The sequence below is a fragment of the Anaerotignum lactatifermentans genome (assembly GCF_016902535.1).
Classification (GTDB): Bacteria; Bacillota; Clostridia; order Lachnospirales; family Anaerotignaceae; genus Anaerotignum; species Anaerotignum lactatifermentans_A.
This window is the reverse complement of the sequence record NZ_JACSNY010000003.1, coordinates 80,008-102,300: the sequence shown is the minus strand read 5'-3', so window position 1 is coordinate 102,300 and position 22,293 is coordinate 80,008. Positions and strand designations below refer to the sequence as shown.

Annotated in this window: 19 protein-coding genes; 2 read left to right on the top strand and 17 right to left on the bottom strand. The window is 51.7% G+C overall.

The genetic code is table 11. From position 1 onward, the window contains the following. The first annotated feature begins 336 nt into the window (after positions 1-336). The gene (locus H9X84_RS03325; protein ID WP_205132915.1) at positions 337-1,536 is read left to right on the top strand and encodes a pyridoxal phosphate-dependent aminotransferase; all 1,200 of its coding nucleotides are present in this window, start codon (positions 337-339) and stop codon (positions 1,534-1,536) included. A gap of 254 nt (positions 1,537-1,790) precedes the next feature. Here the strand turns inward: H9X84_RS03325 and H9X84_RS03320 are convergent, their stop codons facing one another. Beyond that, positions 1,791-2,294, bottom strand: coding sequence for a tRNA (cytidine(34)-2'-O)-methyltransferase (locus tag H9X84_RS03320; protein ID WP_205132914.1), 504 nt, complete (start codon positions 2,292-2,294; stop codon positions 1,791-1,793). A gap of 147 nt (positions 2,295-2,441) precedes the next feature. On the opposite strand from H9X84_RS03320, the gene H9X84_RS03315 reads away from it, so the two are divergent. Further along, entirely contained in the window at positions 2,442-2,876 is a 435-nt protein-coding gene (locus H9X84_RS03315; protein ID WP_205132913.1) for a Fur family transcriptional regulator, read from the top strand. A gap of 64 nt (positions 2,877-2,940) precedes the next feature. On the opposite strand, the gene H9X84_RS03310 is transcribed toward H9X84_RS03315, so the two are convergent. The 16 genes from H9X84_RS03310 to H9X84_RS03235 form a co-directional block, all read right to left on the bottom strand. After that, positions 2,941-3,627 (bottom strand): SanA/YdcF family protein, encoded by a 687-nt coding sequence (locus H9X84_RS03310; protein WP_205132912.1) that lies wholly within the window; start codon positions 3,625-3,627, stop codon positions 2,941-2,943. A 5-nt stretch (positions 3,628-3,632) separates the two neighbouring features. Beyond that, a complete protein-coding gene (locus H9X84_RS03305) occupies positions 3,633-4,004 on the bottom strand; it encodes a YccF domain-containing protein (protein ID WP_205133048.1) in 372 nt (123 codons plus the stop codon). A gap of 5 nt (positions 4,005-4,009) precedes the next feature. After that, positions 4,010-4,726 (bottom strand): DUF2161 family putative PD-(D/E)XK-type phosphodiesterase, encoded by a 717-nt coding sequence (locus tag H9X84_RS03300; RefSeq protein ID WP_205132911.1) that lies wholly within the window; start codon positions 4,724-4,726, stop codon positions 4,010-4,012. 1 nt (position 4,727) lies between these two features. Then, the gene (locus H9X84_RS03295; protein ID WP_205132910.1) at positions 4,728-5,978 is read right to left on the bottom strand and encodes an aminopeptidase P family protein; all 1,251 of its coding nucleotides are present in this window, start codon (positions 5,976-5,978) and stop codon (positions 4,728-4,730) included. A gap of 159 nt (positions 5,979-6,137) precedes the next feature. Then, positions 6,138-7,310, bottom strand: coding sequence for an alanyl-tRNA editing protein (locus H9X84_RS03290; RefSeq protein ID WP_205132909.1), 1,173 nt, complete (start codon positions 7,308-7,310; stop codon positions 6,138-6,140). Between the two features lie 65 nt (positions 7,311-7,375). Then, positions 7,376-9,496 carry a CotH kinase family protein gene (locus H9X84_RS03285; RefSeq protein WP_205132908.1) on the bottom strand — a complete coding sequence of 707 codons (2,121 nt, stop codon included), beginning with the start codon at positions 9,494-9,496 and terminating at the stop codon, positions 7,376-7,378. Positions 9,497-9,507: 11 nt separating this feature from the next. Continuing rightward, complete coding sequence (locus H9X84_RS03280; RefSeq protein ID WP_205132907.1) at positions 9,508-10,185, bottom strand: DUF4956 domain-containing protein; 678 nt, start codon at positions 10,183-10,185, stop codon at positions 9,508-9,510. 37 nt (positions 10,186-10,222) lie between these two features. Beyond that, positions 10,223-10,903 carry a polyphosphate polymerase domain-containing protein gene (locus H9X84_RS03275; protein ID WP_205132906.1) on the bottom strand — a complete coding sequence of 227 codons (681 nt, stop codon included), beginning with the start codon at positions 10,901-10,903 and terminating at the stop codon, positions 10,223-10,225. A 255-nt stretch (positions 10,904-11,158) separates the two neighbouring features. Beyond that, positions 11,159-11,974 (bottom strand): EFR1 family ferrodoxin, encoded by an 816-nt coding sequence (locus tag H9X84_RS03270; protein ID WP_205132905.1) that lies wholly within the window; start codon positions 11,972-11,974, stop codon positions 11,159-11,161. Between the two features lie 216 nt (positions 11,975-12,190). After that, entirely contained in the window at positions 12,191-13,162 is a 972-nt protein-coding gene (locus H9X84_RS03265) for a peptidyl-prolyl cis-trans isomerase (RefSeq protein ID WP_205132904.1), read from the bottom strand. A 70-nt stretch (positions 13,163-13,232) separates the two neighbouring features. Further along, the gene (gene mfd / locus H9X84_RS03260; RefSeq protein WP_205132903.1) at positions 13,233-16,736 is read right to left on the bottom strand and encodes a transcription-repair coupling factor; all 3,504 of its coding nucleotides are present in this window, start codon (positions 16,734-16,736) and stop codon (positions 13,233-13,235) included. After that, entirely contained in the window at positions 16,733-17,413 is a 681-nt protein-coding gene (pth, locus tag H9X84_RS03255) for an aminoacyl-tRNA hydrolase (RefSeq protein ID WP_205132902.1), read from the bottom strand. Before pth ends, mfd begins: the two co-directional genes overlap by 4 nt. A 211-nt stretch (positions 17,414-17,624) precedes the next feature. Beyond that, entirely contained in the window at positions 17,625-18,605 is a 981-nt protein-coding gene (locus H9X84_RS03250; protein WP_205132901.1) for a 2-hydroxyacid dehydrogenase, read from the bottom strand. Between the two features lie 469 nt (positions 18,606-19,074). After that, positions 19,075-20,034 carry a ribose-phosphate diphosphokinase gene (locus H9X84_RS03245; protein ID WP_205132900.1) on the bottom strand — a complete coding sequence of 320 codons (960 nt, stop codon included), beginning with the start codon at positions 20,032-20,034 and terminating at the stop codon, positions 19,075-19,077. Positions 20,035-20,152: 118 nt separating this feature from the next. Beyond that, positions 20,153-21,529 (bottom strand): bifunctional UDP-N-acetylglucosamine diphosphorylase/glucosamine-1-phosphate N-acetyltransferase GlmU, encoded by a 1,377-nt coding sequence (gene glmU / locus H9X84_RS03240; RefSeq protein ID WP_205132899.1) that lies wholly within the window; start codon positions 21,527-21,529, stop codon positions 20,153-20,155. Between the two features lie 226 nt (positions 21,530-21,755). Further along, positions 21,756-22,169, bottom strand: a complete 414-nt coding sequence (locus H9X84_RS03235) for a TspO/MBR family protein (RefSeq protein ID WP_330612254.1) — start codon at positions 22,167-22,169, stop codon at positions 21,756-21,758. Positions 22,170-22,293: the final 124 nt, after the last annotated feature.

Sequence of the window (22,293 nt, the reverse complement as noted above, 5' to 3'; positions counted from 1 at the left end):
AGTTATAAAAACGCATTTTTATGTTTTTATCAGTTATTCTCAATAAAAATCTTTTTTCTTTCTTCACTGTATCTAAAACTGTACGAAAAACTATACAAAAATACTTCAGTTTGTGGAATTTTTCACAGCGCCACTTGCTTTTCCTGCCAAAAGTGGTATACTAATAGTGCAATGGGAAGTGTGGTTTTTCCCTTTCTTCCGCGGTTTTTATGCGGTTTTCCACCAGGAATTCCCTGGGAAACAACGGAAAAAATGGCCCGCTTTTCCCCGGCAACAGGTCAGTGATTTTTTTACTTAAATCATTTATTAAAATCAAAAAAAGGAGAAGTGAACGAAATGAGAATATCTGACAGAGTGCAGGCAATGCAGAACTCCCCTATTAGAAAATTCAACCCCATGGCTGATGCAGCTGAAGCAGCTGGCGTTAAGATCTATCACCTGAATATCGGTCAGCCCGATATCGAAACACCTTCCGTATTCTGGGAAGCAGTAAAAGGCTTCGACCAGAAAGTTCTGGCTTACGCTGGTTCCTGGGGTCTGCCTGAACTGCAGGACGCTATCGTTGATTACTTCAAGAGATTCGACATGAATCTGGAAAGAAACGACGTTCTGATCACAGCTGGTGGTTCCGAAGCGCTGACACTGACATTCCTGTCCATCATCAACCCCGGTGATGAAGTAATCGTTGCAGAACCTTACTACACAAACTACCTGACATTCATTCAGGCTGCTGACGGTGTTGTAAAACCCGTTACTACATACGCTGAAGAAGGTTACAAATATGCCATCAGAGAAAGACTGGAAGCAGTTGTAACAGATAAGACAAAAATGATCTCTATCGTTAACCCCGGCAACCCTACCGGCTGCATCCTGTCCAGAGAAGACATGAGAGTTATCGCTGACTTCGCAAAAGACCACGACCTGTGGATTCTGGCTGACGAAGTTTACAGAGAATTCGCTTACGACGGCAGAGAAATGACATCCTTCGGTCAGCTGGCTGACATCGAAGACAGAGTTATCATCATCGACTCCGTTTCCAAGAGATTCTCCGCTTGCGGCGCTCGTATTGGCTGCATGGTTTGCAAAAACAAAGAATTCATGGCAGAAGTATTCAAGATCGCTATGGGCCGTCTGTGCGTTCCTACACTGGACATGGTTGGCGCTACAGCAATGTACAAACTGCCTGCTGACTTCTTCAACAGCGTAAGAGCTGAATATGAACACAGAAGAGACGTTTCCTACGAAGCTCTGAAGAAGATCCCCGGCGTTGTTTGCGAAAAACCCGGCGGTGCTTTCTACATCACATGCAAACTGCCCGTTGAAAACACAGAAGACCTGCTGCTGTTCCTGCTGAACGAATTCAGAGAAAACAACGAAACAGTTATGTATGCACCTGCTGAAGGCTTCTATGCTACACCCGGCCTGGGCAAGAACGAACTGCGTATCGCTTATATCCTGAACGCTAACGATATGGCTAGAGGTATCGAACTGCTGGGCAAAGGTATCGAAGCATACAAAGCTGCAGGCCACAAATAAGATTTGGAAGTTCTTTAGAACTGAATATCATTGCCTACACGAAAAAGGACCGGAGATTTTTCTCCGGTCTTTTTTTTAATAGCGGCAGTCTTTCGCCGTTCTTTCCCCAAAAACAAATCCGGCCGGAACCCTCGTAACGATTCCAGCCGGATTATTTTTATTATTTTTTGTAAAAACAGCCCCGCTTTTTCCAATTTTCCGGAGAAAACAACGGTGGCGCTCTTCATGGGCCTCCACGTTTTCTGGCGGCGCCGTTATTTCTTCGCCTCTGCCCAGCTATGACGGTGGAGCGCGCCTTCCTGAAGCATACCGGGAAAGCCCTGCTGCCGCAGTGCCTCATAAATAATGATCGCCACAGAATTGGACAAATTCAAACTGCGGGCCGCCTCCAGCATAGGGATGCGGATGGCCGTTTCCGGATACCGCAACAGGATCTCTTCCGGAATCCCGGCGCTTTCCCGTCCAAACATAATATAGTCGTTCTCCCCAAAGGCCGCCTCTGTATAAACGTGCTGCGCCTTTGTGGTGGCCATCCAGATCTTCGCCCCGGGGTTCTTCTCCAGAAAATCCTGAAAATTTTCATAATACCGGATATCCAGCATCTTCCAATAGTCCAGCCCCGCCCGTTTCAGATACTTGTCCTCCACGGAAAAGCCCAGCGGCTGAATCAAATGCAGCACCGAATTGGTCACAGCGCAGGTTCTGGCAATATTGCCCGCGTTCTGGGGGATTTCCGGCTCCAATAATACAATATGCAATGCTTTCGCCTTCTTTCTTTCGTGCGTTTGACCTTCATTCTAGCATAATCTTCCACAGAATTCAATCTTAGCGGAATTGGTACTTGACGGAAATAATAAAATGTATTATTATTAAATAACAATAATTATTAGTTAGGAGGGTTACCTATGAAAGAAACAGCACAGCTTCTGCGAGAAAAAGGCTTGAAGGTAACACCCCAAAGAATCGCGGTGTACAATATGCTGCTGCACACACATGAGCATCCCAATGCGGAAACCATTTACCGCACACTGGAGGTCACAAACCCTACTATGAGTCTTGCCACAGTATATAAAACACTGGATTATTTCAAGCACCTTGGTCTGGTACAGGAACTAAATGTGGGAGAGGCAAGCTCTCGCTATGACGCAACCGTCAAATGCCACCCTCATACAGTCTGCACCTGCTGCGGCGCTGTCGCGGATTTATACTGTGACGCCCTGACCAACCTGCACGAGAAATACGCGGATCAACTGGATTTTGATGTCACCTGTGAACAGCTGATCTTCTATGGCACCTGTTCCGCGTGCAGAAGCAAAGAAACAGAAGAATCCCCGGCCTGACCGGGACGGAGACTTGTCTCCTCGTTAAAACAGGCGTATGCCCTCTTGGGCACACGCCTGTTTTTTATGCCTTATCGTTGGTAACATCCCCGTTCCCCGAAATCGGGATGGGTTCACCCAAATAAGCAGGGTCCGGCTGGAGAATACTCCAAACCATATCCTTCGCCCGCGCCGCGATCTCTCTGATCTCACGGTAGGCCTGCGCTCGATAGCTCCGCGGGTCCGAGGCAACACCGCAGGCCTCCATCCCCATGCACTCCGCCAAATACAGCGCTCGGTACAAATGATATTTCTGGGAAACGACAATGACCCGTTTTACCTGAAATATCTCTTTTGCCCGCACCATACTTTCGTAGGTGGAAAACCCAGCATGATCCATAAAAATATCCTCCGAGGGCACGCCTCGCTCTATGGCGAAGGCCTTCATAAGATTCACCTCATCATAGTCCACACTGCCATGATCTCCGCTCATAAGCAGTTTTCCGGCGGCGCCTGCCTGATATAGGGCGATGCCCTGCAGCAGTCGGTCCTCCAGCATATGACTGGGGGTTCCGTCCTCCCGGACGCCACAGCCCAGCACCAGAATACAGTCCGCATCCAGCGCGGCGGCTTCCTCCGCCGACAGAATCTTCTCCTCCGCCTTGTTTTTTACATACTGGTTCAGGCTCATCAGCAGGGCAAACCCCGCCGCCAGCACAAACAGCGCCGCCCAGCCCAGTCTTCTCCAAAATCTTTTTCTCTTTTCCCCCATACCGTTTATTCCGCCTCTCTGATCTCTGCACCAAAGGGCATCAGGGCCAGCCCCGCGAATTTAAAATGCTGCAAGCCAAAAGGAATCCCAATGATCGTCAGACAGCAGCCTACGCCCATGGCAATGGAACCGATGCAAAGGCCCAAACCGCCCAATATAATCCAGATCACATTCAGCGCCACAGACCCGGAAGACATATTCCCAAAATATACCCGTTTTCCAAAGGGCGTCAAAACCAATCTGGCAAATTTAAAGCATTGCAGTCCAATGGGGATACCAATGATGGTGATACAGCACAGCACACCCGCCAAAAGCCAGCCTAAGGCCGCCAGCAAGCCGCCGAAAATAATCCAGAGCACATTCAGCAGCACATTTATAATACTCATACTTCCTCCTTATGTTGATGCTTTTCCCTGTAATAGGCCACCACCTGCCCATAGGCCGGTTCCGCCAGCGCCGCCTCGCCTTCCTCCGACAGAGCGTAAACCCCGCGGGAGATCCGCCGGAACCAGCGGTAGAAATTGCTCCGCAGAATTGCCAGCTGACCTTCCTCCAGCCCCAGCTGCCGCAGCTGGTCATAGGTGACCTCCGTCCGGCCCTCCAGAATACAGCAAAGCTCCAGAGTCCGCTCCCGGTAGGCCGTCACAATCTTTTTTCTGGTGGCACCGCCGGTATTGGCGCTGACATTTCTGCCGTCCATCTCCCGCAGTACCGCCGCTTCCTTCTTTTTCTTCTTCCAGACCATACTATCGGAAGGCTCCAGCACAACCTCCACGCTTTGGAGAGGGCTGTCCAGCGCCACCGTCAGCAGGCCTACCTCCAGCCGCTTCAATAGCCGCAACATATCCTTCCAGCTTTTTTCCCGCTGGCCCTTTTTCGGCCGTGGAATGGCCACATAGACATACTCCGTCAGTCGCTGGCGCTCCATGGCCTGATAGACCAGCTTTAGCTGAAAACTCCGTTTCAGCTCCACCACCACCAGCCTGCCGTCCTTTCTGGCGGCAATATCGCAGTCCTTTACCTCCGCCTGTACCTCATATCCTTCTTCTTCCAGAAACCGGCGTATGGGCTCGTACAGGTCCGTTTCCGCCAGTCCCATCTCAGTCCTCCCGCGCCATGAAGGCTTCGATTTCCTCTACGGTCTTTATCATGGCGGAGGTCATGACCTCACATCCGTCCTCTGTTACCAGCACATCATCCTCAATGCGGATGCCGATGGCCCATTCCTCAATATACAGTCCCGGTTCTACCGTCAGCACCATGCCCGGCTGGAGCATCCGCTCCGTATATCTGCCGATGTCGTGGGTCTCTGCCCCCAGATAATGGCTGACGCCATGGTAGTAATATTTCGCCACGTCCGCCATGGTTTCCGCCAGACCGATTTTTTTCAGTTCCTCCAGATAATGCTCCTTCAAAATCTCGTTGAGTCTGGCAAAGGGCAGGCCCGGGCGGATGGCGTCAATCACTTTCTGCTGACCCGCCAGCACGATTTCATAGATCTTCTTCTGTCTGTCGGTAAATTTCCCGTTGACAGGGAAGGTACGGGTAATATCCCCGTTGTACCAGTCCACCTGGGCGCCGCAGTCCACCAGCAGCAGATCGCCGTTTTTGGCCAGTCCGTTGTTCTGGGAATAGTGGAGGATGGTCCCCCGTTCTCCCGCCGCCGCGATAGTCTCAAAGGCCTTGTCCCGGACGCCGTTTTGCTTCAGCACCAGATCGAACCATGCCTCCATTTCATACTCCATGGTATCGGGCTTGGCGTGGCGCATCATGCTTTCCAGCCCCAGACGGGTGATGTCCATGGCCTTGCGCATCCGCTCCAGCTCCCAGTCCTCTTTCAAAAGACGCAGATCCCCAAACACAGGATACGCGTCCAAAATCTCCATGGCCGGATATCTTTTTCTGATCTCCTCAGCAAAGAGCAGCGCCGGTGTAGGCACATCGTCCCATTCCCGGTGCTCCAGATCCAGCAGCATGGTATGGATGGGATTGCGGAACAGCAGCTGTGCCAGTTCCTCCCGGAACTCATCGATCCAGCGGATATCGGAAATGCCGCTGATTTCCGTAGCCTCTTCCGCCGTCATATTGGCGCCGACCCATTTTGCCAGAGGGCCGTTGTCTCTGGGAATAAAGAGCGTTTCCTGCACATCCCCGCCGATTTTCGTCATGAGGAACACACAGTTCTCCCGCTCTACGCCCGTCACATAATAAAAATTCCGGTCCGGAGAAAAGGGATAATACTCATCTCCCCGTTTGCAGGGGGCTTTTCCGGCAAACAGCACCGCCGCCGTGCCTTCCTCCATCCGTTTTTCCAGTTTTCTTCTGTTTTTCGCAAAATCAGCATGGCTCATGCTCCAACACTCCTTCATCTAATATTTACCAAATCTATTTTACAAATCTTTATGGTATTTCTTACGTTTTTCTTATTCTATGATAAAATTGTATCCCGCCCGCAAAAAAAAGCAAGCCCCGGAGGAAAATTTCCTCCGGCGCCTGCCGTTTTTCTGTTCTTATTCCGCTTCCCGGAAAGAAAATCCCTTTTCTTCCAGAAACTTTTTCCACTGGGCCGGTTTTGCCTCTGTTCTGCCCTGTACGGATTCCGGCTTGCCGCCGCCCTTTCCGCCGACAGCCTCCCGCAGTTCCGCCGCCAGCTGACGCATATCCTCCTTCCGGCTCATGAGCACAAAGGCATAGCCTGTGCCCGCGTTGGAAAATACCGCCGCTGTGCCGCCTGTTTTTTCCAGCACAATATCGGCGAAATGCACCAGATCCTTGGCCTCCATATCCCGCAGGAAAAAGGCCTGTTTTTCGTCCATGCCGATATCCTCCGCCATGCGGTGCAGCATCCCCCATTTCATTTTGTGGAGAGTCTGGCGCAGGGCGTCCCGTTCCTCCTTCAAACTGGCAACGGCCTTGGCGATGCCGTTGGGCGGTACGGAAAGCAGCTCGGAAATCTGGGCCGCATTCCGGTTCTTCAGCTGATAATCGGCCAAAGCCCGCATTCCGCTGACAATCTCCAGTCTGGTGCCGCCTTTGTAATTCTGGGCGGAAAGGATCTTCACCTGACCCACCGCGCCGGCATAAGCCACATGGGTACCGCAGCAGGCACAGCGGTCATAGCCGGGCACTTCCAGAATACGTACCTGCCCGGAAAGAGCCTTTTTGCTCCGGTACTCCAAAGCATCCAGCTCCTCCGGCGTGGGGTAATAGGAAAGTACCTGTGTGTTCCGCCAGATGGCCTCGTTGGCTTTCTCCTCCAGCCCCGGCAGATCCTCCGGCGGAATCTTGGCGTTAAAATCAATGAGTACCGCGTCCTTGCCCATATGGAATCCTACATTCTCACAATGATACTTCCCGCAGATGACGCCGGATAAAATATGCTCGCCGGAATGGTTCTGCATCAGGTCAAAACGGTGGTTCCAGTCGATTTTCCCCGTCACCACTGTCCCGATTTCCAGCGGCTCCTCCGTGATATGCAGAATCTCGCCGTCCTTCTCCCGGACGTCCTTCACCCGCACATCGTTCAAATATCCCGTATCCGCCGGCTGTCCGCCGCCTTCGGGGTAAAATGCCGTTTCCTCCAGAATCACTGCCCAATCCTTGCCTTTTTCCCGGCAGTCCAGAACTTTGGAGGTAAACTCCTGCTCATAAGCGTTTTCATAATATCTTTTTTTCGTTTCCATATTCGTTTCCCTTCTGTATGAAAAAATCTTCTATACAGTAGAGTAATCCTCTTGTGGCAGCCTTGTCAAGACAGGCCGTCATTTTTCTTTTGCTCCTCATCTGTATCCGCTTTTGGGGCTTCTGTTTCCTCCTGCCGGCCTTCTCCCCAGACCTGCTTGATTTTCTTTCTCCGTCGGAAATACAGCAGATAGCCAAAGCCGCCCACAAATACCACGCCGCAAACCAGGATCACCGGCAGCACATCCTCCAGGGAAACGCGGCTGCCGCCGAATTCCATGCCAACCATACCGCCGAAGCCGCCTCGGCCGCCCATTTTATTCTGGGCCATACCATCGTTCTGTGCCGCGTCTCCATCCGCACCTTCTTCTGTCGTTTCAGCGGAAGCAGGCGCTTCTGTTGGCTGGTTCTCAGAAGGCTGGGCATCCGCTGCCGGCTGGTTCTCGGAAGGTTGGGCATCCATTGGCACCTCCGCCTGTGCGGTATCCATTGGTGCCGCGTTTCCTCCGCCTCTTTGACCGCCGGCCATTTTCATCCCACCGCCGTCTTCTCTGGAAAAGGCCGCCTGTCTGCCGCCGTCAGCCGTTGGCTCCTCTGCCGGCGTTTCCCCTTCTGTCGGTGCCGCGCCTTCTTCCGTCTGTGTCGGCGCCGTGTTTTCTTCCCCCTGCCCCCGGTCTCTTCCGCCGCCGGGACCGCCGCCCATAGCCACAGCAAAGCTGCTGCTGTTAAAGGTCGGTTCTCCGCCGGAAAGCTGGTTCAGGATGCTGTCCGCCATGTTGACAGCGAAATAAACGAGAGAATTGGGGTCCTGGCTGTCTGTGGAGGAGGCCTCCAGAAATTCCTCATAGGTAAAGAAGGCCGTCGCGTCCTGTTCCACATAAGGCGCGATCCGTTCCGCCGTGGTTCCTACCAGTTCCGACATATATTCTTCCGTAAAATAATTCTCGGCAATCTCCAGAAGATAGGATTCATATTTCGCCAGCAGTTCCTCCTGCGCCAGCAGTGTGGTCACGAGAGGTTTTTCATTACTGCCGCCAAAGCCGCCGGGCTTCTCCATCCCCTCCGGCAATTCCATATCCTCCGGCAGTTCCATATCGCCGCCAAAGCCGCCGGGCATCTCCATGCCCTCCGGCAGTTCCATATCCTCCGGCAGTTCCATATCGCCGCCGAAACCATCGGGTATCTCCATGCCTTCCGGCAGCTCCATATCGCCGCCGGGACCGCCGCCCATAGTGTTGCTGGTAGGATCATAAATATCCACTTCTCCGCCGCCAAAGCCGCCGAAGGAGTAGTTATAGTCCCAGGGCAGTATGGTAAATACGCCGTCCTGCTCGTAAAGATAGTAATTATGTGTCGTGCTGCCCAGATAGCTGTCGTAGTTGGCCAGCGCCACATTGGCCGCCAGATATCGCAGCACCTCATCCAGATCCATCACGTCCTCCAGGCCTTCGCCCGTCTCCAGCGCCTCCATCAGCGCCAGAATGGCGGAGCCGTCAGAGGTCTCCTCATTTGTTTTCAGATTCAGGCCCGTATACTCGGAAATATCGTCGCCCCGGTACACCAGATCGGCGCCGGTGCCGTCCGGCTTGTAGAGATCGCCGGTACTGTCCTCAAAATTCCGGTCCAGGAATACCTCATCAATGGCCTCTACCGCCAGATACAGGCCCCACTCCTCGCCGTTAATGGTAATGTGGGCGTAATTGCAGCCCGGCACAGGAATTCCCATGGCCTCCATGATTTTATAGGAAATGTATTCCCGCATATAGCTGGAATCGCCGTAGTTGTTGTTCAGATTCAGTTTTTTCAGGCCATAATAGTTTTCCCCGTCGTTATAGTAGTCAAAGTCGATTTTAAAGCTGTACCGATCGGAATCGGAGCTGGCTACGGAGGTCAGGGAGTTGTTCCCCTTGGTACGGATGGCCACATTGGAAACGGTCTCCCCGTTGATCACCACATCCGCCACATGGTACTCTTCCTCCAAAGGATTTTCCAGCATATCCTCCCAGTCCTCCTCGGAAATCTGTATGTCGATCTCATTGACGGAGCTGTCCCCAAAAAGCCTTTCCATATACCCGTAGGAATCCCCTTTCTGCTGAATATGCTGTACCAAAGCAAATGACAGGACAAAAAACAGGATCAGCGCCAGAGCCGAAAACAGAATGGCGCCGGATATCTTTCTGTCTTTCATACCATCACCCCTTATGCCGCGTAATTGCCGTCATAGCTTACCATAACCGCGCTTTCTACCCCCTGCATCCGGCTAATGTCATCCACAAAGCCGCTGTCTGTGGTGCTGGGGCAGATTTCATAAATCAGTTCCTTGCCCTGGCCGCCGGTAACGGTTTTGGATTTGAGGGCCATGCGTTTTACCTGTTTGGCCAGAATCCCCTCAATCTGGCTCTCCATGCCGCCTTCTGCCAGATGCACAATCAGAAGATAAGGGCTTTCCGCCTGCTGACGATTGGCGAATACCAGCAGGAAAATACCGATGATAGGACAACCCAGAATAGCCAGCGGCAGCAAAGACGCGCCGCAGAGGATGCCTTCCCCGATGGCCCAGAACAAAAATACCAGATCCATAGGGTCTTTCACGGCTGTACGGAAACGGACGATGGACAGCGCGCCCACCATACCCAGAGACAGCACTACGTTGGAAGTTACGCCCTGGATTACCAGAGAGGTCACCATCAAAATAGCAATCAAAGAAACATTAAAACTGCGGCTGTACAGTACACCGCTGTATGTTTTCCGGTAGACAAAATAGATAAACAGCCCAATCAGAAAGGCCGCCGCCAGCGCCAGCAGCGTGTCTACCAAAGAAAAACTGCTGAAGCTGTCCAAATAACTGCTTTTAAAAATATCCTGAAACGTCGTCATAAAGTTTTCTCACTCCTGTTCTTAGATTCTCTCGTCGTTATTCCGCCAGACGACAGGCCGCGTACTTGGAAAAGGCCTGCTCCTTTTTCCGCACCGTCAAAACGGTACGGTTCACCACATCCGGCAGATACTCGTCATACTTGACCTCCATCACCGTCAGCCCATAATTTAAAGCGGGAACGGAAGGCAGGTCTTTCTGGAAAAACTGTCTGGGATTGCCGCAGCCCCGGATATTCCGGTCAAAGGTAATCCGCACATTCCCCGGCCCATAGGTAAAGGCCTCCCGGTCGTATTCCACAACATTCTGTGGCCGGAAAAATTCCAGCCGCATCCGCAGAAACAGTTCCCGCACCAGCGGCCTTTCATCCTGAGACATCCAGTCAATGTCCCCATCCAGAATCCGCAGGACTTCCTCTTTTGTCACCACGCACTGTGTTTTGTGGCCTCTGTCGTATTTCTTGCTTTTCTTCTCCAGCCGCAAAAAGGAAAAATCATTGTCATAGCAGCGGATACGGTATTTATCCCGGATACCGATACCGTCCAGCTTTTCCCGCAGGACTTTGTTGTAAAAATTATCGAAATACAAAGACCGGACAGCGTATCCGTTTTCCCCGCCGTTGGCGTCCCGGTCCATGAAAACCGATAACCGTGCGGACAGCATTCTGCTTTCTGCCGCTGGAATGGTGTACTTCATTTCGGCCCGCCATGTTTCTTTCATAAACTTCACCTCGCATATGTAAAATCCATGTAAAATACACGATTAGTATATGCGCCCTATGCTAAATCCGAATTGAATAAAAGTTAAAATTTTTTAATATAGTTTCCCCCCATATAAAAAGATGGCGTATTCCCTGAGAAAACGCCATCTTTCGCATTTTTCCTTATTTATTTTTTCCAGAATAGGGTACTTTCCGCCAGTTTTGGTGGAAAAATCACCCCTCAATTTCCACGGAACAAAAACTTTTTTTGCATATTATACGAAGAATTCCGGTTCGGAACGGCCCTCGTACATCTCCTCCAGTTCTTCTTTGTGGTAGATATAACCAGGGTCGTCAAAATATTTCGCCCCTGTGGGACATTTCTTGATGCAGGCACAGCACTTAATACAGATTCTCTTACATTCAAAATCCGTCGGGTCAATGGAGCCCATAGGACAAACCTGCGCGCAGAGACCACATCCACAGCAGGCATCGCTTGTTTTGGGTTTTACCTTCCGGATATCAATCGGATTGCCGTACCGGTCTCTGGGCGTGAAATATGGACGGATGGGGTCTTCGCCCTTCACATAAGCGGGAGCCGTATATTCCCAGCCGCTCTGGATCTTTTTTACAATGGCATCGGCAAAGGCGTGCATTTTTTCATAATCCGCCGCATCGGGACGTCCCGCCGACAGCTTTCTGGAGAAGGAATGCTCGCTGACAAAAGCGCCGCCGGCCATGGTGCGGAACCCATCCTCTTCCATGATATTGCGCAGTTCAATGAGGGCATCATCGAAATTCCGGTTGCCGAAGGATACCACAGGCACGCCATAAGCGCCGCCGCCCACAATGGTCTTCAGATAGGGCAGCAAAACATTGGGCACACGTCCCGCGATCACCGGGGTTCCCAGGAATACCAGATCCGTCTGCGCAAAGGCTTTCTCTTTCTCTCTTACCTGCGGCAGTGTAAAATCATATACCTCATAAGGCAGTCCCAGCTGTTCCGCTACCGCCTTGGCTGTTGTAGTCACCGCTTTCTCGGTGCCTCCCGTAGGGCTGAAATACATTGCCCATACCTTTTTCAATTCCATCCGTCTATCCCCTTTCTCTGTCTTTCCGGCGCTGCCGTTCTCTTTTTTCTCTCCAGTTCATCATACCTTATTTGGCGCATATTTTCAAGCATGGCGGCATCCTTCCCGGGAAAACAGCCTCCCTTCAGACAAAATGGCCGGAACCCCGCCGCCGCAGGAATCCCAGCCATATTTTTTTGAAAATGTCCCCTTGCGGAACTCTTTATGCCCACAGGCTTACTGGTGGAAAGTATCCATATTTTCCCATACTTCCGCCACTTTTTCCACTTTCTGATTTTTTGTCATTTCCGACATTCTGTTTTCCACATAGGCCTGCTGCACCTGGGAACGGTAAGTTTCCTCCGCCAGTGTCTTTACATCCGCCTCTGTGGGCACAGAAATCTCCTCCACCTTCAGGATAAAATAGCTGCCGCTGACCTCCAGCGGGTCTGTGATCTGGCCCAGACCAAGATCCTCCTCTATGCCAAAGGTATTGTTCATATAGCTTTTATACAGGGTCATCTGCCCGCCTTCTTCGCTTTCCTTAGCGGTCTCATCCACATCATAGGCCGCGAACAGTTCCGAAAAATCCTCGCCGCTTTGTGCTTTCTGAGCCACCTCTTTAGCGGTTTCCTCATCCTGCACCATAATGGAATCTACCGTATACAGTGTATAGGCGTCCTGGATTTCCCCCTTATTTTCCTCATAATACGACTGGGTCTCTTCCTCGCTGACAGCGCACTCCGCCGCCAGTTTCTCGCTGACCACAGAGTAGAGGTAGGACTCCTCCATGAGAGAATCCAGGCTTTTTTCGTCAATGCCCATCTTCTCCCGGTCCTCCTCCGTCAGATTGTTCCAGAAGTCCTCCGCCGCCGTGTGGGCCTCCTGGATCTGCTCCTCCGTAAGAGAAATATTGTTCTCCGCCGCGAAGCTCTCCGCCGCGATCACGCTCTGCATGGTGCTCAAGGCGCGCTCCTGCACCAGTTCTTCCCCGGTCTGCCCGTCAAAGTCCATTTCCCAGACATCGTTGCCGGCAGTGGAAACAAAGCTCTGTGTCGTTGTATAAAGATAAACCATATATTCAGATTTCATAATCTCCCGGTCGTCGATTCTGGCGATCACCTCATCGGAAAAGCCGCTGCCGCAGCCGGCAAAAAGGCATGCACAAATCAAAAAACTCAGAAGAAACAGCCCTGTTTTCTTTCTCATAGCCACCACTCTTTTCTAATACAAAACCGAAAAACGGTACTTGTATTATACACGCTTTTTTGAGAAAAAACTATTCCTTTATCCCATTTAATAAAGATTTAATATAATCCAGCGTCTGATTCTCCTCGCCTTTCTTCACCCGTATGGTCAAATAAGGAGATGCTCCCGCCGTAAAGAGGTATCTGCCCCTGCTTTCCGCCAGCAGCTTTGTCAGTCTCTCCGGGTCCAGCGGCGCGTCCGGCCGGAATTCTATCAGAATATTGGCGCCCTTCTGACTGATAGAAGTAATGCCCAGCGTATGCGCCCGCGCCTTTAAGAGCACCATTTCCAACAGTGTCTGGGCGCTCTTAGGCAGATCGCCGTAGCGATCCTCCAGTTCCTCCTGCATATCGTAGTATTCCTCCTGGGTCTGGATGGCGGCAATCTTCTTGTACAGTTCCATGCGCTGCTCCTGATTGCGGACGTAGAAATCCGGCAGGTAAGCGCTGATATTCAGGTCGATGCTGGTCTCGAAGTATTCCGCCTTTTCCTCGCCCTTTAACTGCTGGACTTCCTCCTCCAGCAGACGGCAGTACATGTCGTAGCCCACAGACTCCATATGTCCGTGCTGCTCCGCTCCCAGCAGGTTCCCGGCGCCCCGGATCTCCAGATCCCGCATGGCCACCTTAAACCCGGCCCCGAACTCCGTAAATTCCCGGATGGTCTGGAGGCGTTTTTCCGCCGTTTCCTTCAGCATCTTGTCCCGCTTATACATCAGATAAGCATAAGAACTGCGGTTGCTGCGGCCCACACGCCCCCGCAGCTGGTACAGCTGGGAAAGCCCCATGCGGTCGGCGTCCTGTATGATGATGGTATTCACATTGGAAATATCCAGCCCTGTCTCAATGATGGTGGTGCAGACCAAAACGTCGATTTCCCCTTCCAGAAAATCTCCCATGATCCGCTCCAGCTCCCGCTCTGACATCTGCCCGTGGGCATAGGCCACATTGGCCTCCGGCGCCAGCCTCTGCACTCGCAGTGCTTCCTCGCTGATATGCTCCACCCGATTATACAAATAATAGACCTGCCCGCCTCTGGCCAGTTCTCTGTGGATGGCCTCCCGGATAAATTCCGGGTTGTTTTCCATAACATAGGTCTGTACCGGCCGCCGTTCCTGGGGCGGTTCCTCCAGAATACTCATATCCCGGATGCCCGCCAGACTCATGTGGAGCGTACGGGGGATCGGCGTTGCCGACAGTGTCAGCACATCCACGTTCTCCCGCAGACGTTTCAGCTTTTCCTTATGGGCCACACCGAAACGCTGCTCCTCATCCACAATGACCAGCCCCAGATCCTTGAATTTCACATCCTTGGATAAAATCCGGTGGGTACCGATGACAATATCGGAAAATCCCTTTTCCAGCGCCGCCAGACTTTCTTTCTGCTGCTTGGGCGTCCGGAAACGGGACAGCAGTTCGATCTTCACAGGATACCCCGCCATCCGCTGGACAAAAGTATTGTAATGTTGCTGGGCCAGAATGGTGGTCGGCACCAGATAAGCCACCTGCTTGCCCTCCTGCACCGCCTTAAAGGCTGCGCGAATGGCCACCTCTGTCTTGCCGTAGCCTACGTCGCCGCAGATGAGCCGGTCCATGACCTTGCCGCTTTCCATATCTTTTTTCACATCTTCAATGGCGTTGAGCTGGTCGTCGGTCTCGTCATAAGGAAAAGCCTCCTCAAACTCCCGCTGCCACAGGGTATCGGCCCCATAAACATGACCCTGTGCCGCCGCCCGCTTGGCGTAAAGAGCCACCAGATCCTCCGCCAGTATTTTTACGGCTGTTCTGGCCTTAGCCTTGGCTTTCAGCCAGTCCTGCCCGCCCAGCTTATTCAGCTTGGGTGTCCCGCCGCCGGAACCGATATATTTCTGTATCATATCCATCTGGCTGACGGGCACAAACAGATTGCCCCCATCCCGATAGGAAATTTTCATATAATCCTTCTGTACGCCTTCCACGGAGATCTTTTCCAGCCCCCGGAATACGCCGATGCCGTGGTTGTCATGAACCACATAGTCCCCGATATGCAGATCCGAAAAACTGCGGATGGCCTCCCCGGACTGTCTTCGCTTTTTCCGGCGTTTCTCCGTCTGTTTGCCAAAAACCTCGCTGTCGGAAAATATCGCCAGCTGGATATATTCATAGCGGAATCCCTTAGAAAGACTGCCCTTGGTTACCCAGACCGCTCCCTTGGGGATCTCCTGCTCCAGATTTTCCACATAAACGGCCGGTACTTCCCGCTCCGTCAGCTCCGCCGCGATCCGCTGGGCTCTGGTGGGTGACCCTGCCAGAACCAGCGTCCGGAATTTCTCCCGCCGCAGTTCCATCAATTCCTCACAGAACAGATCCGCCCGTTTCTGGAAAGAGGGTGTGGAACGCACCACAAAATTCACCTGTTCTATGGGCGTAAAGCCCGGTGTCCTTTGGGACAGCCCCGCCAGCAGAACCTGCGCGAAGTCCTCCGCCTGCCGCAGCAGCGCCGTATAATCCCAGAGCATTTCACTTTGGGAGGGCAGCAGGAACCCCTGGGCGATTCTGCCCTTCATGCTTTCCTGGTATTCCTCCTCTATCGTTTTCATATGCTCCGCCAGCCGCTGGGGCTCGTCAAAACAGAGGATCGCGTCCTCCGGCAGATAGGAAAACAGGCTCACAGAATCCTCATAGAAGAAGGGCAGCACACTGCCCGCGCCGTCAAAACGTCCACCCGCCTTCAAGGCCTCGATCTGCTCTCCCATAACCTCCCGCAGGCGTTCCGCCGCTTCCTCGTCTCCGTTTTTTTCCAGTTTTTTCAGGAACTTCTCGTATTCCTTTTCCATTTTGGCCGCTGCCTGCTGTCCCCGTTCTTCGTCATACACCAGTTCCCGCATGGGAAAAATACGGGTCTCCTCCAGTTTTTCCACAGAGCGCTGGCTCTGGGCGTCCATGGAACGGATACTGTCGATCTCGTCATCCCAGAACTCGATACGGACAGCCTCCTCCGCCGTCAGGGAGTACAGGTCCAGAATCCCGCCCCGCAGGGCAAACTGCCCCGGGCTTTCCACCAGTTCCGTCCGCTCATAGCCCATAAAGACCAGCTTTTTCATCAATTCCTCCAGATCCACCTGATCTCCCGTTTTCAGGGTCAGCACAAAGGAAGCAAATACCTCCTTCGGCACAAAACGGTCCATGAACGCTTCCATGGATGCCACCAGCAAAGGGCAGTTCCCATCCATGAGCCGCTCCAGCGTCAAAAACCGCTGGCGGTTCATTTCCATGCTATGGACATCGGCGCTGTAAAACAAAATATCCCGGGCGGGGTAAAAAGCGCCTTCTTTTGTAAAAAACCGCAGGTCCTCCCAGATCTCCTTTGCCCGTACCTCGCTGTGGGTCAGCACCACCACCGGCCGTTTCGTATGAGCCCGCAGGCCGTAGATCAGGTGACTTTTCTGCACGTCAATGACCCCTGACACAAAGACAGGGGTATGCTTCTTATCAATATTTTCCAGTAAATGCCGATAGCTTTCCAGCTCCAAAAGGGGCTCTGTCAAAGCCTTCATGCTTCCACCTCGTTTTTCTCCGTTTTCTTTTCCGCGTCCTCCGCAGGCTGTTTCGCTTTGGCCTTTTTGGGGCGCTGGTTCATGCGGTTCATGGCGTCCTGCATCCCTCTGGAAAGAATCAGTTCCACTGCCTGCACCGCCTTATCCATGCCTGTCTCCATCAATGGCAGAGCGTCTTTATCAAATTTCGCCAGGACATAATCCGCCAGATCCCAACCGTTGGGCTTTTCGCCGATGCCGACCTTGATCCGCCAGAATACATCTGTGCCCATCTGCTGGATAATGTTGCGGATGCCGTTATGTCCGCCGTGACTGCCCTTTTCCCGCAGACGGATCTGCCCCTCCGGCAAAGAGGTATCGTCAAAGATCACCACAAAACGGTCCTGGGGGATCTTGTAGAAATTCACAATCTCCCGGATGCTTTCCCCGCTGAGATTCATAAAGGTCTGGGGTTTTACCAGGAGCACCCTTCTGCCGCCAATGGTACCGTCACCGATAAGGGCCTTGTTTTTGAATTTCGTCACATTGATATTGTACTTCTCCGCCAGCCGGTCTATGACCATAAAGCCCACATTATGCTTCGTTTCCGCGTATTCCCGGCCGGGATTTCCCAGTCCCGCCACCACGAAAAACTCCTGCCGCTGATCCTGATTTTTGAATTTATCAAATAAGCCCATGCCTGTATCCTCCTGTATCCAAACACAACAGTAAGCCCTAATTCAACGCATTAGGGCTTTCCATTTTCCTTCTTCTGTTTTCCTATCCAAAAGTATACACATAACTGCCGGGAAAAACAATAGAAATCTCTGTCAGCCTTTGGTTTTGGCGGCTTTTTTTCGCGAACAAAAAAAGCGGACGCTTTCGCGTCCGCTCCATGTGTTCTAAAAATTATTTTACTTCGTTAACCAGTTCTTCGCCAGCCAGGAATGCTTTTGCGTTGTTCAGAGTAACCAGAGCCATCTGTTCCAGAGCTTCTTTTGTCAGGAATGCCTGGTGACCGGAAATAACAACTTTTTCGTTGTTCATCAGTCTCATCAGAGTAGGATCTTTTTCTTCCAGATCGCTTCTGTCTTCGAAGAAGTATTCATGTTCTTTTTCGCAAACGTCCATACCTACGCCACGGAATTTGCCAGCTTCTACTGCGTCAGCCAGAGCTTCGGAGTCAACCAGACCGCCACGAGCAACGTTAATGAAGATTACGCCGTCTTTCATCTTAGCGATTGCGTCTTTGTCGATCATATGTCTTGTAGCGGGCATCAGAGGGCAGTGGATGGAGATTACGTCGGAACGAGCGTACAGTTCATCCAGATCTACATATTCCAGACCCAGGTTAGGGTTGGGGAATGCATCGTAAGCGATGATGTCCATGCCCAGACCTTTCAGGTTTCTGATCATGCACTGACCGATTTTGCCTGTACCGATGATGCCGGCTGTTTTGCCAACCAGAGCGATACCGTCCAGACCAGCGATGTCAAAGTTGAATTTTGTTGTTCTTTCATATGCCAGATGTGTTTTTCTGTTAACAGCCATCAGCAGAGCCAGACCATGTTCGGATACGGATTCGGGGGAGTAGCCAGGTACTCTCAGTACGGGCAGACCGCATTCTTTTGCAGCAGCCAGATCCACACTGTCGAAGCCTGCGCAGCGCAGCAGCAGAACTTTGATGCCCAGATCTTTCAGCTGATGAACAACTTCTGCGGGTACTTCGTCGTTTACGAAGGAGCAGGTAGCGTCATGGCCAGCAGCCAGATGAGCAGTAGCGGGTGTCAGTCTTTCGTCAAAAAATGTGATCTCATAGCCAAATTCCTTTGCCAGAGGGCCAAAAGAATCTTTCCAGTAGGATTTTGTGTCAAAGAATGCAATTTTCATTTCGGTATTCCTCCTAATAAATATGTAATGTAATAGTGGAAAATAAATAGGAAACAGATGATATTCCGCCCCTTGGGGCATAATATTTCACACATCCATTTGTCTTACTTTTAACAATATAATCTATTTTGCTTATTTTGTCAACCTGCTTTCTGGAAAATTGTGAGTTTTGCCCATGTGTTTTTTTCTCTGTCCACAAAAAAACTCATGGTTTCTCCAGCCAGCGGCAAAAGGTTTTTGGACATAATTTCCTACCGCATTTTTCCCAAAAAAAGCAGTACTTTTTTCAAAATAAATGCTTGAAATACGCTATTTACATCTTATATTTTATGGAATTAGTTTTATTTTTAACTAAAAAAGACAATCCTTTCCTTTCCTATCCCTTCCGGGGTACAGAACAAAAAAGCCGTTCTCCCCATATTGGGGAAAACGGCTTTGTGGATTTTGACAAAAAAGTGTCTTTTTAAAATCAGTCGAACAGCTGAGAAATGGAAACGCCTTCATGGATGCACTTGATGGCATTGGCAAAAATGTCATCAACGGAAACCGTTGTGATCTTATCCAGCTTCTTTTCCTCAGGCAAAGCGATGGTATCCAGTACCAGCAGCTCTGTAATGGCGGATTCTTCGATCCGTTTGATGGCGGGACCGCTCAGCACCGCATGGGTACAGCAGGCATCTACTTCCACAGCGCCTCTTTCCTTCAGTGCGTTGGCCGCATTGGTAATGGTGCCGGCGGTATCAATCATATCGTCCACCAGGATTACCTTTTTGCCCTTTACGTCGCCAATGATGTTCATGATCTCGCTGACATTGGCCTTGGGACGGCGTTTGTCAATGATGGCCAGAGGAATATTCAGACGTTCCGCAAAGGTTCTTGTTCTGGTTACACTGCCCAGGTCGGGGGATACTGCTACAAAATCTTTCAGTTCCTCTCCATACTTTCTTTCGTAAAATCCTGTCAGCAAAGGACTGCCGATCAGGTTGTCCACAGGAATATCAAAGAAGCCCTGGATCTGCGCACAGTGCAGGTCCATGGTCAGCACACGGTTTGCTCCGGCGCTGGTCAGGATATTGGCTACCAGCTTGGCGCTGATGGGATCTCTGGCTCTTGCTTTTCTGTCCTGTCTTGCGTAGCCATAATAAGGCATTACCGCAGTGATTCTGCCGGCAGACGCGCGTTTCATGGCGTCGATCATAATCAGCAGCTCCATCAGGTTATCGTTTACAGGATTCGAGGTGGACTGGATGATAAATACATCCGCACCGCGAATGGTTTCGTTGATCTTTACGGAAATTTCTCCGTCGCTGAATTTCTCCACTTCCGCGTTGCCCAGTGTCAGGCCCAGCTTGCGGGCGATGGACTGTGCCAACGCAGGGTTGGAATTGCAGGCAAATACTTTGATGTTGCTGCCGGTTGAATAAATCATGTGTTTTTTCCCCCTACTGTCTTCTGATGCTCTCTTTTGGTATCCTCTTTTGCAGCGAAACCTCGCTAATTCTATGTTACACTCTTCTTTCGACGATTTCAACCGCCTTTCGACATTTTTATGACTTCTGTCCCAGGCGTTTTTGCTTCCAGCCCCGGATCACGGTCTGTCTTGCTCTGGCCACCGCCAGAACATCCTCAGGCACATCCCGGGTAATGGTAGACCCTGCGGCGATGTAAGCGTCCTTTTCCACCGTTACCGGTGCCACCAGGTTTACGTTGCAGCCTACGAATACACGGTCGCCGATGGTGGTTCTGTGTTTCTTCTCGCCGTCGTAGTTGACCATGATGGAGCCGCAGCCGAAATTGATCTTTTCTCCGGCGTCCGTATCCCCCACATAGCAAAGGTGCGGGATCTTTGTACCGTTGCCGATGTTGGAATTTTTCACCTCTACGAAATCGCCCACCTTGACGCCCTCGCCAATATGGCAGTTAGGACGGATATAGGCAAAAGGCCCTACGGTAGTTCCGCTGCCGATTTCGGATTCCAGCGCCGTGGAGGTCTGGAATTTGATGCCATCGCCCAGACGCATATCCGTCAGTCGGGAATTGGGCCCGATCTCACAGTCCTCGCCGATGACGGTCTTGCCTTCGATCCAGCAGCCCGGCAGGATCACAGTATCCATGCCAATCTCCACATCCGGCCCAATATAGGTATGTTCCGGGTCAGCGATGGTTACGCCGTTTTCCATATGTCTGCGGTTGATGCGGCGCTGCATGATGGCCGCCGCTTCCGCCAGCTGCACTCTGGAGTTGACGCCGAAAAATTCCGTTTCGTCCGCCGCCAGATAAGCGCCCACATTTTTCCCGTCCGCCAGAAGAATCTCCAGACAGTCGGGCAGATAATACTCGCCCTGGGCATTGTCATTTTTCAGTCTGCCCAAAGCGCCTTTCAAATCGCCGCCGGCGAAAACATACAGACCGGTATTGATCTCCTTTACCGCCCGCTCCGCTTCTGTGGCGTCCTTATGCTCTACGCTTTTGACAAATTTCCCGTTTTCATCACGAATAATGCGGCCATAGCCTGTGGGGTCCTCCACCAGAGCGGAAACCACAGTTACGGCGTTTTTCTCCGCTCTGTGGTGCGCGATAACGCCTTTGAGCGTCTGCCCTGTAATCAGCGGCGTATCGCCGTACAAAATCAGGATGTCCTTGTTCTCCTCAATAAAGTCTCCCGCCATTTTTACGGCGTGGCCGGTGCCTTTGCGTTCTGTCTGCATGGCAAAGGTTACGTCCTCCCGCTGGATGGCCGCTTCCACCATGTCCGCCTTATGCCCAATGACTACGCAGACCGCCTCCGCGCCGCAGTCCTTGGCCGTATCAATGACATATTCCACCATAGGCTTATGCATGATCTCGTGAAGCACCTTTGGTTTTTTGGATTTCATGCGGGTGCCTTCTCCCGCCGCCAGGATGATAGCTTTCAGCTGTTCCATTTTGATCTCCCTTTCTTTCCGGAGTTTCCATTTTTCCCTGTTTTCTCGTAAAATCCCTGTGAAAACTCTATTTAACTTTGGATATTTTCTCATTTTTAGACAAAAAAAGCAATATGCCTTTTTACCAAAATGTTGTATACAAAATGCGGAGAATTCCCACAAGCCGTTGAACTTCCGTCAGAGAGAAACATCCGTCCGCAGGAAAAGGGGCTGGATTCCGCCCCGTTTACGGATTCAGCAGAGCCACGCCCAGATTCAGATACCCCGCGAAAGCCAGCCACAGCAGATAAGGCAGCTGCAGCGCCGCCGCTTTCGGGCTGACCTTCCGGAAACTGAGGATCATTCCCGCCACCAGCACAAACAGCAGCACCAGCCACGCGAAGGAAAAGAAATACCACTGCCGGCCGAAAAAGAAGATGCTCCACAGGAAATTCACCGCCAGCTGCCCCCAGAAGATCCACAGCTTTTCCCTGCCGCCTTTCAGCCGCACCATCGCGGCGGAGATCCCCATAAGGAGATACAGCACGCTCCAGACCACCGGAAAAATCCATCCCGGCGGTGACAGCGGCGGCTGTTCCAGCATGGCAAACTGCGCCATGCCGTCTTTTGTCAGCAGCGCCGAAAGCCCGCCTGCCGCCAGTGCCGCCAGAATATAACCCGCATAGATTTTTTTCTTTATCGTTCTCCATCCTTTCGTTCCATCATTACGCTTTCCTGCATAATCTGTCCAATAAAGAGACTTTTTATAATACAGGAGGTAATTT